The sequence below is a fragment of the Micromonospora sp. M71_S20 genome, assembly GCF_003664255.1.
Lineage (GTDB): Bacteria > Actinomycetota > Actinomycetes > Mycobacteriales > Micromonosporaceae > Micromonospora.
The window spans coordinates 3,910,524-3,923,528 of sequence record NZ_RCCV01000001.1; the positions used below are offsets into that span (position 1 = coordinate 3,910,524).

Here is a 13,005-nt window from a genome sequence, read left to right on the forward strand (position 1 = left end):
TACGACGTGGTGGTGATCGGCGCCGGACCGGCCGGGCTGGCCGCGGCGGCCTCGGCGGCGCGGGCCGGCTGCCGGGTGGCGGTGCTGGACGCCGGGCCACGGCCGGGCGGGCAGTTCTGGCGGCACCGGCCCGACGCGGACGGCAGCGGCCACCCCGACTGGTCGACGTTCGCCCGGCTGCGTGGGCAACTCGGCCGGGTCGACCACCGCGCCGACGCCGCCGTCTGGTTCGTCGAGTTCCGCCGGGCCACGGCGGGCTGCACCGATCCGGAGTTCACCGTGCAGACCCGGTCGGGGGCGGTGCGCGGGCGCCGGCTGGTCGTCGCCACCGGCGCCCACGACCGGGTCGTGCCGTTCCCGGGCTGGGACCTGCCCGGGGTGGTGACCGCCGGCGGCGCCCAGGCCCTGCTCAAGGGCCAGGGGGTGACCTTCGCGCGGCGGATCGTGGTGGCGGGAACGGGACCGTTCCTGCTGCCGGTCGCGACCGGCCTCGCCGAGGCGGGCGGCACCGTCGTCGGCGTCTACGAGGCGAACGACCCGGCGGGGTACGCCCGCCACCTCCGTGCGGTCGCCGGCGCGGCCGGCAAGCTCGCCGAGGCCGGCCGGTACGGCTGGCGGATGCTCCGGCACACGGTGCCCTACCACCGCCGGATGGCGGTGGTGGCCGCGCACGGCACCGACCACCTGACCGGGGTGACCGTCGCCCCGGTCGGTCCCGGCGGCACCGTGTCGGTCGGCACCGCACCGAGGTGGAGTGCGACGGCCTCGCGGTGGGCTTCGGATTCACCCCGCAGGTGGAGTTGGCCGTGGCCCTGGGCTGCGCGACCCGGCTGGACTCCGACGGCAGCCTGGTGCTGGCCGTCGACGCGGCCCAGACGACCTCGGTGCCGGGGGTGTACGCCGCCGGTGAGGTCACCGGCGTCGGCGGTGCCGCCCTGGCGCTGGTGGAGGGACAGCTGGCCGGGGGCGCCGCCGCGCTCTCTCTCAGCCGTCCGCCGCCCTGGTCGGCCCGCCGGCACGACCGCCTGCTGCGTGCCCGGCGTCGGCTGCGCCGGTTCGCGACGGCGCTGCACGCGGTCCATCCCGTGCCGGCCGGCTGGCCGGACTGGTGCGCCGACGACACGCTCGTCTGCCGGTGCGAGGAGGTGCCCGCCGGAGCGGTCCGGCGGGCGGTGCGGGAGCTGTCCGCCACCGACGCCCGTGGCGCGAAGCTGCTGACCCGGGCCGGGATGGGCTGGTGCCAGGGGCGGGTCTGCGGCTACGCCACCGCCTGCCTGGCGGCGCGGGAGGCGGGCCGGACGGCCGGTGCGGCCGACCTGGCCGGGTACGCGTCCCGTCCGCTGGCGCAGCCGGTCACGCTCGACGAACTCGCCGCCGAGGAGTGAGAGTCACGCGGCGTCGCCGGTCACGTGGTGACCGGCGACGCTTCCTCGCAGCCGGGCCGGGCCCGGCCGGTCGCGCGACCTGCGGGTGTGGCCGCCGCGCGAGCGCTGACTGCCACACCCGCAGGTCGTGGCGCGGGTCCTCAGTACTCCGACCGCACGGTGACCCCGCTGAACGCCTGCTTGGCGTGCAGGCTGACGTAGTGGTAGCCGGGGGCCGGGTTGTTGATCGTGATCGTCTCACCGTTGCCGCTGGTGACCGACCGCTGGGTGTACGTGCTCGTGGTGGCCCAGCCGCTGGGGCTGTAGTACAGGTCCGCGTCGCCGGTGCCACCGGACGAGGTGATCGTCAGGCTGGCGGTGCCGGCCGGAACCTGGAGGTAGAGGTAGTGCAGGTTCCCGGCGGTGGCCTGGAGGTTGCCGCGCTGACAGTTGCGGCCCAGCGCCCGCAGGTCGCCGCCGGTGCACTCGGGCAGCGCGGCGGGGTCGCCGGTGACGGTGACGCTCCGGGAGGTCCTGGCGGTGGCGCCCTTGTCGTCGGTGACGGTGAGCGTGACCGGGTACGTGCCGGCGGCGCGGTAGGTCTTCGTGGGGTTGGTCGCCGTCGAGGTGGTGCCGTCGCCGAAGGTCCAGGACCGGGCGGCGATGCTGCCGTCGCCGTCGGTGGACTGGTCGGTGAAGGTGGCGCTCAGCCCGGTGGTGGCAGACGTGAACGCCGCGACCGGGGCCTGGTTCGCGGGCGGGTTGGTGGCGCCGCCGCAGTTGCCGGCCGAGCAGGCGTCGAGCCAGGCGTACCAGTCGGCGTCGTAGCGGCTGCCGATGGTGTCGGTCAACAGCGTGCGGGCGGCGTTCCAGTTGCCCGTGCGGTAGTGCCCGAGCAGCGTGGTGACGTCGCCGCGGTGCGACTGGAGCATGTACCGCACCGCCAGGTAGCCCCACCGGTAGACGCGGGTGGTGTCGTGGCTGTACGTGGTGTCGAAGAGCGTACGCAGCGGGTATGTCTTCTTTCCGGCCTCGGTGATCGCGGTGCCGTAGGTCAGCTCCCGGTACGAGTACGACACGTACTCGGCGAAGCCCTCGATCCACCAGATGGTGGGGGTGGCGATGTTGTCGGTGAAGTCGCCGTACATGTTGAAGCGACCGTCGAGGTAGTGGGTGTACTCGTGGTTGAGGTTCCAGATCTCGAAGGTGGGGCGCAGCCACTCCGCCTCGTAGGCGATGAAGCGCGGCTGGTTCCCGGCGACCGCCGGGTCGCCTTCGAGGTACATGCCGCCGTTGTTCGTGTCGATGCCGAACATCGGCCCGCCGTACGTCTGGTAGTCGGCGCTGGAGTCGAAGACCACCACCTCGATGGTCGTGTTGCGGTCGTCGGCGACCGGACCCTTGTCCGCCGCCACCGAGTGGAAGTAGGCGTCCTGGTTGCGCATGCTCGCGCACGCCCAGTCGAGCTGGGCGGAGGTCATCTGCTGGGCGCGGACGCGGATGGTGCTGCCGCAGGTGAAGGTGACCGGCAGGATCGCCGCGGCCAGGCGCGCCTGGAGGTCGCAGGTGTCGTAGTAGGCGCAGTTCGGCTTGTCGTAGTAGTCGGTCATCTCCGCGACGCCGACCCAGAGGGTGGCGGTGGAGCCGGTCATCGCGCTCAGGTCGAGCAGGCCCCGGGCCAGCGGCCGCACCTTCGACCGCAGGGCGGTGTGCTGGAGGAAGCGGCCCAGTTCGCGGCCGGCGTTGGAGACCAGGTAGCCCCGGTCGGTGCCGAGCAGGGCCCGTTTGCCGGTGGCGAAGGCGTACAGCGTGTCCAGCACGCTCGGATCGGCGGTGACGGCGCTGACGAACTCGGGCAGCTGGTGGCCCCGGAACAGCACGGTGTGGACGTTGTTGACGGCGTTGAGCATCCACGACGAAGAGTCGTACGAGCTGTTGTAGCCGGTCAGCAGCCGCTTCACCACGTACAGGTAGCGGGCGTTCTCCTCCGCGCTGTCGATGAGGGTGACCGCCTCGGCCAGTACCTCGCCGTTGACGTCGTTGACGTCGCCGGAGCGGCCGTTGGCGAAGAACGTGTCCAGCCCGGCGCGGATGGCGGTGCGCAGGGTGGGGCCGTACGAGCCCACGGTGGCGGGGTGGTTCCACTGCACGTAGTACCCGGCCCGCAGGTACAGCACGAGCTGGGCGGTACCCGTGCCGTTGGTGCCGTCGTAGGAGGCGGCGTTGTCCCGCAGCCCGTACGCCACGCTGGTCATCTGCGCCTCGCGGAAGGCCTGGGAGGCGTCGCTTCCGGAGAGGCTGAACAGGGTGTTCACGCAGTCGGTGGTGGACGCCCTGATCTGCTGCACCAGGGCGCTGCCGGTCCGGCTCGTGAAGTCGCCGACCGCGCAGGGCGCGGCGGCCGCCCCGCGCGTCGACGGGGCGTTGCGCCGCCCACCGTCGTCGGGCCGGTCGTAGTCGCGGCGCAGTTCCTCGCGGGACGAGGGAAGCGGGGCCCGCTCGCTCAGCGGCAGCGGCGCCCGCCGGACGTGGGCGTCGCCAGCGCCGGAGCCGAGGCCGGCGTCGCTCGGGGCGGCGCCGGTCGGCCTGGGTGACGCCGCGTGCGCGGTGCCGGAGGAGGCCATCGGGGTCAGCCCGAGCGCCAGCGCCAGTGCGAGCGGGACGGCGGGCCAGCCGCGTCGGTTTCGTGTTCTCGTGGTTCTCACGGGTCGCCTCCTGGCGTTCGTGGTCCGGCCCGCTGGCCGGCAGGTGGTGGCGGTGTGGGGTGGCTGCGGCGTCGATTCCCGTCGATCAGGTTGGGGTCCGCGCTGTAGGTGGCCAGTACAATGGCACACATCACACATCGTGTAAAGAAATCGCCGATGATCGATATAAGTGACGATCCGACTACGTTCCGTTGCCGTTGACAGCCGCTCAGGCGGTCGCCTACGGTCTGCGGGCAACCCACAAGTACATAGACGCCGTTCGAACCCGCGCGGGAGAGATCCCGACCGTCCGTCGGGGCGCCGAAGGAGCAAACTCCCAAGAAACTCTCAGGCCCCGTTACCGCTCGGGTGAGGCGAACTCTGGAAAGCAGACGATCAGTCGTCTCACCCACGGTGCAAGCCGCCAACCGGCGGTGAAGCTCTCAGGTCGATGACAGAGCGGGAGGCAACCGACCGTACGACGCGACCGCGTCGGGACGAGGGAGGCCTCCGTGCATCAAAGTCCGACGACTCTGCTCCACCCACCCCTGCACGCCGTGCACGCCGAACTCGGCGCCCGGTTCACCGGCTTCGCCGGCTGGTCGATGCCGCTGCGCTACGGCAGCGAGACCGCCGAGCACCGCGCCGTACGCGAACGTGCCGGCCTCTTCGACCTCAGCCACATGGGGCAGCTCGAGGTGTCCGGGCCGCACGCCGCGGCGGCGCTGGACCAGGCGCTGGTCGGGCACCTGTCGGCGGTGCCGGTCGGCGGCGCCCGCTACACCATGCTCTGCGACGAGACCGGCGGCGTGCTCGACGACCTGGTCGCCTACCGGCTCGCCGCCGACCGGTACCTGCTGGTGACCAACGCCGTCAACACCCGCACCGCGCTGACCGCGTTGCACCTACGCTGCGCCGGACACGCGGCGACCGTCGCCGACCACACCGCCGGGCGGGCCATCATCGCCGTGCAGGGCCCACGTGCCGCCGACACGGTGCGCGCCGTGGTCGGCGCGGAGCCGACCCGACTCCGCTACTACACCGCCACCGCCGTGGACGTCGGTGGACGGCCGGCGATCGTCGCCCGTACCGGATACACCGGCGAGGACGGCTTCGAGTTCTTCCTCCGGGCCGCAGACGCGGAAGACGTCTGGCGCGCGCTGCTCGCCGCCGGCGCCGGGCACGGGCTGACGCCGGCCGGGCTGGCCTGCCGGGACACGCTGCGCATCGAGGCCGGGATGCCGCTGTACGGGTGCGAGCTGCACCAGGGCGTCACCCCCTTCGAGGCGGGCCTGGGACGGGTGGTGTCCTTCACCAAACCGGGCGACTTCGTCGGCCGGGCCGCGTTGGCCGAGCGCCGGGACGCCCGGGCCGCCACCGTCCTCGTGGGACTGACCGGGACCGGGCGACGCGTGCCGAGGACCGGCCATCCGGTGGTCGCGCTGGCAGACGGCGTACCGGCGCGACCCGTCGGCGTGGTCACCAGCGGCGCGCTGTCACCGACGCTCGACCGGCCCGTCGCGATGGCTTACGTCCACGCCGACGCGATCGAGGCCCGGTCCCGGCTGGGCGTCGTCGTCCGAGGAGACACCGAGCCGGTGCGGATCAGCCCGCTGCCGTTCTACCGCCGTCCGCGCTGACGCGAACCGACCCATCCCCCCAGGAGTGACGACCATGGACGTACCCGCGCGTCTGCGCTACAGCCGCAACCACGAATGGATCGACGACACGGCCGAACCGGCGGCCGTGGGCATCACCGCGTTCGCCGCCGCCGCCCTCGGCGACATCATCTACGCCGAACTGCCCGAGCCGGGCACCCACCTGAGCGTGGGCGAGGTCTGCGGCGAGGTGGAGTCCACCAAGTCGGTGGCCGAGCTGTACATGCCGGTGAGCGGCGAGATCGTCGCCACCAACGAGGCGGTCGTCGCCGACCCGGACCTGATCGGCACCGACCCCTACGGGGCGGGCTGGCTGGTGCGGGTGCGGCTGACCGACGCGCCGGCGCTGATGACCGCCGACGAGTACCGCGCCTACCTGGCCGACGCCGACACGGCCGGTGCGGCATGACCCTCCTCGACCGTGAACTGATCGACGTCGACCCGGAGATCGCCGAGGCGGTCGCCGCCGAGCTGCACCGGCAGCGGCGGACCCTGGGCATGATCGCCTCGGAGAACCACGCGCCCCGGGCGGTCCTGGAGGCGCAGGGCTCGGTCCTCACCAACAAGTACGCCGAGGGCTACCCCGGCCGGCGGTACTACGGCGGCTGCGAGCACGTCGACACCGTCGAGCGCCTGGCGATCGAGCGGGCGAGGCGGCTCTTCGGCGCCGCGTACGCCAACGTGCAACCGCACTCCGGCAGCCAGGCCAACGCCGCGGTGATGGCGGCCCTGCTCGAACCCGGGGACACCATCCTGGGCCTCGACCTCGCGCACGGCGGCCACCTGACCCACGGGATGCGGATCAACTTCTCGGGCCGGCTGTACCGGGCGGTGGGCTACCAGGTGGACGCCGAGAGCTTCCTCGTCGACATGGACGCCGTCGAGCGGCTGGCGCACGAGCACCGGCCGAAGATGCTGGTGGCGGGCTGGTCGGCGTACCCGAGGACCTGGACTTCGCGCGGTTCCGCCGCATCGCCGACGCCGTCGGCGCGTACCTGCTGGTCGACATGGCGCACTTCGCCGGGCTGGTCGCCGCCGGGCTGCATCCCAACCCGGTGCCGCACGCCCACGTGGTCACCCTGACCACCCACAAGACCCTCGGTGGCCCGCGTGGCGGCGCCATCCTCAGCGCGGACACCGACCTGGCCCGGCGTCTCGACTCGGCGGTCTTCCCCGGCCAGCAGGGCGGCCCGCTGGAACACACCATCGCGGGCAAGGCGGTGGCGTTCCGCATCGCCGCCGGCGAGGAGTTCCGCGACCAGCAACGGCGCGCCCTGCGCGGAGCGCGGATCGTCGCCGGGCGCCTGGGCGCCGCCGACGCGCACGACGCCGGCATCCGGGTGGTCGGCGGCGGCACCGACGTGCACCTGGTGCTGGTCGACCTGCGCGCGGCGAAGCTGGACGGCCTCCAGGCGGAGCGGCTGCTCCAGAGCATCGACGTCACCGTCAACCGCAACGCCGTACCGTTCGACCCCCGTCCGCCGATGGTGACCTCGGGACTGCGGATCGGCACGCCGGGGCTGGCCACCCGGGGCTTCGACGACGCCGACTTCGCCGAGGTCGCCGACATCGTCGCCACCGCGTTGACGACGGCCGAGGGCGGCGAGGAACTGCGGGCGCGGGTCCGCCGCCTCGCCGATCGGCATCCGCTCTACGCGGGCCCCACGGCCCGCCCGTGACCCAACCGCCGGGGCGCGTGCGGACGCCGTGCTCCCGGCGGCACCAACCCCGCCCGCCGCCGTCGGGCGACGGCATCGGGATTCGGCTCTCCGGAAAGGCGTTCCATGCCGAACAAGCTCCTGCTCCTGGCCGCGGAGAACGACCGCATCCGCGCAGTGGTCTCGCGATCGTCCCTGACCCGAGGAATCGTCCAACGGTTCGTCGCGGGCGAGGAGGATCCTGAGGTGGTCGGGGTGGCCCGCCGGCTCGCCGGGGTGGGCCTCCAGGTCACGATCGACCACCTCGGCGAGGGGACGACGGCGCTCGCACAGGCCGAGGCCACCCGCGACACGTACCTCGCGCTGCTGTGGTCGCTGCACGCCGCGGACCTGGCCACCGCCGCTGAGGTCTCACTGAAGGTCTCGGCGCTCGGTGGGTCGTTGCCGGGCGACGGGTACGGGCACGCCCTGCGGCTCACCCGCGACGTCTGTGCCGCCGCCGCGGCCGTCGGCTCAGGCGTCACGATCGACATGGAGGACCACACCACCGTCGACGCGACCCTCTCCCTGCTCGGCGACCTGCGGACGGAGTTCCCGTGGGTCGGCGTCGCCCTCCAGGCGTGCCTGCGCCGCACGGCGGACGACTGTCGGCGGCTCGCCCACCCGGGCAGCCGGGTCCGCCTGGTGAAGGGCGCCTACGCCGAACCCGCCTCGGTGGCGTTCGTGAAGAAGCGTCAGGTCGACGACGAGTTCCGGCAGTGCCTTCGCATCCTGATGGAGGGGCAGGGGTATCCGATGGTCGCCACCCACGACCCGAAGCTCATCGAGTACACCCTGCACCTGGCGCGACAGGGCGGGCGGAGCGTCGAGGACTTCGAGTTCCAAATGCTGTACGGGATCCGCGAGAACGAGCAGCTGCGACTGGCCTCGGGCGGGAACCGGATGCGGGTCTACCTGCCGTACGGCCGTGACTGGTACGCGTACTTCATGCGGCGACTCGCCGAGAAGCCGGCGAACCTGCTGCTGCTGGCCCGCTCGTTCACGCCCGGTTCCGCCAATTGAGCCACCGCCGCCGGGTGCGGCCGACGCGACAGGAAGTGCAGCCATGATCAGTGTTTTCGATCTCTTCAGTGTCGGCATCGGGCCGTCCAGCTCCCACACGGTGGGGCCGATGCGGGCCGCCCGTACGTTCGTGGCGGGGCTGAAGGCCGACGGGTTGCTGGCCGGTACCGCCCGGGTGCGGGCGGAACTCTTCGGCTCGCTCGGTGCGACCGGGCACGGCCACGGCAGCGACCGGGCGGTGCTGCTGGGGCTGGCCGGCGAGGCCCCGGAGACGGTCGACACGGACACGGTGGACGGGCGGGTCGCCCGGGTCCGTGCCGAGCGGCGGTTGGGTCTGCTCGACGCGCACGAGATCGACTTCGACCCGGATCGTGACCTGGTGCTGCACCGGCGCCGGTCGTTGCCGTACCACCCGAACGGGATGACCTTCGTCGCGTACGACGACGACGGCGCGGAGCTGCGGGCGCGGACGTACTACTCGGTCGGCGGCGGTTTCGTGGTGGACGAGGCGGCGGCGGGGGCGGACCGGATCAGGCCCGACGCCACGCGGGTGCGGCACCCGTTCGGCACCGGTGCGCAGTTGCTCGGCGTGACCGCGTCGACGGGGCTGTCGATCAGCGAGGTGATGCTCGCCAACGAGCTCTCCTGGCGCGGTGAGGGCGAGGTGCGCGCCGGCCTGTTGGAGATCTGGCGGGTGATGCGGGAGTGCGTGGAGCGGGGCTGCTCGCGCGACGGGGTGCTGCCCGGCGGGCTGAAGGTACGCCGCCGCGCCGCCGAGCTGCGCCGCAGCCTGGAGACGGAGTCCGACCCTACCGACCCGCTACGGGCGATGGACTGGGTGACGCTTTTCGCCCTCGCCGTCAACGAGGAGAACGCCGCCGGCGGCCGGGTGGTCACCGCGCCGACCAACGGGGCGGCGGGGATCATTCCGGCGGTGCTGCACTACTACACCCGGTTCTCCCCGGGCGCCTCCGAGGAGGGGGTGGTGCGGTTCCTGCTGGCGGCGGGCGCGATCGGCGTGCTGTTCAAGGAGAACGCGTCGATCTCCGGCGCCGAGGTGGGCTGCCAGGGCGAGGTGGGCTCGGCCTGCTCGATGGCCGCCGCCGGGCTGGCCGAGGCGCTGGGCGGCACCCCCGAGCAGGTGGAGAACGCCGCCGAGATCGGCATGGAGCACAACCTCGGCCTGACCTGCGACCCGGTCGGTGGTCTGGTGCAGATCCCCTGCATCGAGCGCAACGCGGTGGCTAGCATCAAGGCGATCACGGCCGCCCGGCTGGCGCTGCGCGGCGACGGGGTGCACCACGTCTCGCTGGACAAGGTCATCAAGACCATGCGCGAGACCGGCGCGGACATGAAGGTGAAATACAAGGAGACGGCACGCGGAGGGCTCGCGGTCAACGTCATCGAGTGCTGAACCGCTGCGGTGCGCGGAGTCGGGCCGGTGACGTCGGCACCTGCCGCATCCCGGCTCGGGACAACACCTGCGCGTCCCCCGCTCGGGGCCGACGCCTGTGCGACGATCGTCGGGCGTCGCGCCGACCGGTCCGTCCCGCCGGTCCGCCCACGCTACCGGTCTCTGGCAGGCAGGCGGAAAGGTCCCCGCGTACCCCTTGGAGAGCATGATGTCCATGTCCCCGGCCCGGGTCCTCGCCGCGCTGAACGCGGTGCGGCCACCCGACCAGGCGTCCCCGGTCATCGGCAGGGCCGTCGTGGTCGGCGGCAGCGTCGCCGGGTTGCTGGCGGCCCGCGTGTTGTCCGACTACGCGGAGAGCGTCGTCATCGTCGACCGGGACGATCCACACGCGACCGGCGGGCGGCCGGGCGTGCCACAGGGGACGCAGCTGCACGCGCTGCTGCCTGGCGGCTTCCTCCAGCTCGAGCACCTGTTCCCCGGCTTCCGTGAGCAGGCCGTGGCCCGGGGGGCGGTCGAGGCACCGCCGGCGGCCAGGCGGAGCTACCTCGACGGGCGACTGAAGGTAGTCGTGCCCGACGACGCCGACAGCCTGGCGGGCACCCGGCCCCTGCTGGAGGATCTGATCCGCCAGCGGGTGCTGCGGTTGCCCAACGTCAAGACCATCACCGCCCGCGCCACGGGCCTCGTGTGTGACGGCGCCGCCGTCACCGGGGTCCGCTGCGAGGCAGGCGGGACGGCGGGCGTCGAGTCGGGTGACCTGGTGGTGGACGCCATGGGGCGATCGAGCAGGGTCTCCGAGTGGTTGGAGCAGGCCGGCTGGGAGCGGCCCGCCCTGCGGCGGATGACCGTGAACCTGAACTACGCGACCGCCCTGTTCCGTCGCCGGGAGGCGGATCCGGCGGCCACGGTGGTCATGGCACTGCACACTCCGGGGATGTCCTCGGACGTGGCCGGCGCCGCGTTCTTCGCCGTCGAGGACGGCCGGTGGATGGCCATGATGGCCGGCTACGGTGACAACCGCCCGGGGCGCACGGCGGCCGACTTCGTCCGCCGGCTGCGCGAGCAGTTCCCGCCGGAGTTCGGCGACGTCGCCGGGAACGAGCTGCTCGGCGACGTCCGGACCTACCGCCACGCCGACAGCCGGCGGCGGGACTTCCACGCGCTGAAGCGGCTCCCGGCCGGGCTCGTCAGCGTCGGCGACGCGGTCGCGTCGTTCAACCCGGTGTACGGGCAGGGGATGACGGCGGCGGCCCTGCACGCGGCCTGCCTGTCGACCTACCTGCGGTCGGGCCCGGATCTGGGCGCGCCCGCGCACCGGTTCTTCGCCCTGCAGAAGGTCGTGGTCGACGTCGCCTGGTCGATGTCGACCTCCGCCGACCTGGCGCTGCCGCACGTCGACGGGCCCTACCCGCGCGGCTACCGGCTCTCCAGCTGGGTCAGCAGGCGGATCGTCACGGCGACCGTCACCGACGTGCCGACCGCACGGCGCTTCAACGAGGTCGTGTCAATGCGTGCCCACCCGAGTTCGCTGGCCACACCCGGCGTGCTCCTGGGCGCGCTGCGGGCCAACCGCCGCGCCCGCTGACGGGCCGCCGACGCCATCCGGCGCGGCGGCCGCGGCACACGGTCCATCCGAACGAGACGGCAGGAATGCATTTCGGGCCGATCGACCGAGAGGCCTCCGACTGGGGACGATCAATAGGTAAGGGGAGGAGATAATTCCCCGGCGCGGGTTGACAGCCGCCCTCTCGCCGCTAACGTCGAGCCAGTTCGACTCGACCATCGGGGGAGGGCGCAGAATGGTGCCGTTGGCCGCCGGGCAGAGGCGCAACGTCGCTTTGTTCGTCGTGGTCTCCCTGGTTTCCGGATTCGGCGGCACGGCAATGTCCCTGGTCGCCGGGATCTGGGTGATGGCCCTGACCAATTCCGCCAGCCTCGCCGCGATGGCGGGCTTCTGCGTCTTCTTCCCCACCCTCTTCGGGCCGTTGCTGGGCGCACTCGTCGACCGGTTACCCCGCCGGCCGCTGCTGGTCTGGACGAACCTGGTGGTGGCCGCCTCGCTCCTGCTGCTGCTGGCCGTGCGGTCCGCTGATCAGGTCTGGCTGTTGTACGTCGTCATGCTCGGGTACGGGATCAGTTACGTGTTGCTCGACGCCGGTGAGGCCGCGTGGCTGCCGGCGGCGCTACCCGGTGACGCGCTGGGGCGGGTGAACGGCCTCCGCATGAGCGCGCAGGAGGGGGCCAAGCTCCTGGCGCCGCTGCTCGGCGCGGGTCTCTTCACGCTGCTGGGTGGGGCGGGGGTCGCGGCCCTTGCGGCCGTCATGCTGATCATCGCCGCCGCGCTCTACCGCCTCGTCCGGGCACCGGAGTCGCGGCCACCGGTGCGGCGACGGCGGATCGTGGACGAGACCTGGGAGGGCGTCCGGTTCCTGCTGGGCGATGCCCGCCTGCGGGCGATCGTGCTCGTCGGCGCGCTCGTCGTGACGATGTCCGGACTCACGACGGCCGCCACGTTCGCCGTGGTCGACGAGGGCCTGGGACTGTCGGTGGCGTTCATGGGCGTGCTGTCCTCCGCGCAGGGCGCCGGTGCTCTGGCCGGGGGCCTGCTCACCGGACGACTGATGGCCAGACGGGGGGAGGCACTGGTCGGGACGTTGGGCGCGGTCCTGTTCGCAGCCGGAACCGCGGCGCGCCTGCTGCCCTGGACGCCCGGCGTCGTGGCCGGCAGCGTCGTCGTCGGTGTGGGTCTGCCCTGGGCGGTGGTCGCGGCGATGACGGCGGTGCAACGACAGACGCCGCAGGACCTGCTCGGGCGGGTCGCCGGCACCGCCAGCACCGTCCTGTTCGGCCCGATGGCGATAGGCATTCCACTGGGCGCCTGGTTCGTCGCCGTCGCGGACTACCGCCTGACCCTCGTCGCGGTGGCGATCCTGACCGTGATCGGTGGCCTGCTGCTGACGGGCCGTGCGTCCATCACCAGGACCGAAGGTGAAGGCGTGGCAGGCGGAGGCGCGACGCCGGACAGGGCGGGCACGCCGGAGAGCGGGGTGGCGGTCGAGGGCGGATCCCCCGCGCGGCGGGGGAGCGCCGAGGCCGGCGTTCGCGTGTCGGACGGCGACGCGCACGGCCCGGTGGAGGCCCGCGAGGTCGGCTGACCGCCCGGGG

8 protein-coding genes, 2 pseudogenes and 1 riboswitch are annotated in these 13,005 nt (G+C 73.0%); of the genes and pseudogenes, 9 read left to right on the forward strand and 1 reads right to left on the reverse strand.

All coding sequences use genetic code 11. The annotated features are described in order from the left end of the window. Positions 1-12: 12 nt before the first annotated feature. Together DER29_RS36290 and DER29_RS35415 are read left to right on the forward strand one after the other, a co-directional pair. Positions 13-477, forward strand: a pseudogene (locus DER29_RS36290) (NAD(P)-binding protein); the annotation flags it as partial. Between the two features lie 272 nt (positions 478-749). After that, positions 750-1,385 (forward strand): NAD(P)/FAD-dependent oxidoreductase, encoded by a 636-nt coding sequence (locus tag DER29_RS35415; RefSeq protein WP_233599866.1) that lies wholly within the window; start codon positions 750-752, stop codon positions 1,383-1,385. Positions 1,386-1,525: 140 nt separating this feature from the next. On the opposite strand, the gene DER29_RS16795 is transcribed toward DER29_RS35415, so the two are convergent. Beyond that, complete coding sequence (locus tag DER29_RS16795) at positions 1,526-4,069, reverse strand: collagenase (RefSeq protein ID WP_233599867.1); 2,544 nt, start codon at positions 4,067-4,069, stop codon at positions 1,526-1,528. A 260-nt stretch (positions 4,070-4,329) separates the two neighbouring features. Then, a riboswitch (glycine riboswitch) is annotated at positions 4,330-4,422 on the forward strand. 138 nt (positions 4,423-4,560) lie between these two features. Here DER29_RS16795 and gcvT point away from each other — a divergent pair. The 7 genes and pseudogenes from gcvT (at position 4,561) to DER29_RS16830 (ending at position 12,995) form a co-directional block, all read left to right on the forward strand. Continuing rightward, the gene (gcvT, locus tag DER29_RS16800) at positions 4,561-5,688 is read left to right on the forward strand and encodes a glycine cleavage system aminomethyltransferase GcvT (RefSeq protein WP_121398182.1); all 1,128 of its coding nucleotides are present in this window, start codon (positions 4,561-4,563) and stop codon (positions 5,686-5,688) included. Positions 5,689-5,722: 34 nt separating this feature from the next. Beyond that, positions 5,723-6,115 (forward strand): glycine cleavage system protein GcvH, encoded by a 393-nt coding sequence (gene gcvH, locus DER29_RS16805; RefSeq protein WP_121398183.1) that lies wholly within the window; start codon positions 5,723-5,725, stop codon positions 6,113-6,115. After that, positions 6,112-7,385: pseudogene (gene glyA / locus DER29_RS16810) on the forward strand (serine hydroxymethyltransferase). The gene gcvH and the pseudogene glyA overlap by 4 nt, the downstream one beginning before the upstream one ends. A 105-nt stretch (positions 7,386-7,490) precedes the next feature. Then, complete coding sequence (locus tag DER29_RS16815; RefSeq protein WP_121398184.1) at positions 7,491-8,426, forward strand: proline dehydrogenase family protein; 936 nt, start codon at positions 7,491-7,493, stop codon at positions 8,424-8,426. A 43-nt stretch (positions 8,427-8,469) separates the two neighbouring features. Continuing rightward, positions 8,470-9,840 (forward strand): L-serine ammonia-lyase, encoded by a 1,371-nt coding sequence (locus DER29_RS16820; RefSeq protein WP_121398185.1) that lies wholly within the window; start codon positions 8,470-8,472, stop codon positions 9,838-9,840. 208 nt (positions 9,841-10,048) lie between these two features. After that, positions 10,049-11,425 carry an NAD(P)/FAD-dependent oxidoreductase gene (locus DER29_RS16825; protein ID WP_121399287.1) on the forward strand — a complete coding sequence of 459 codons (1,377 nt, stop codon included), beginning with the start codon at positions 10,049-10,051 and terminating at the stop codon, positions 11,423-11,425. 214 nt (positions 11,426-11,639) lie between these two features. Further along, complete coding sequence (locus tag DER29_RS16830) at positions 11,640-12,995, forward strand: MFS transporter (protein WP_121398186.1); 1,356 nt, start codon at positions 11,640-11,642, stop codon at positions 12,993-12,995. The last annotated feature ends 10 nt before the right edge of the window (positions 12,996-13,005 follow it).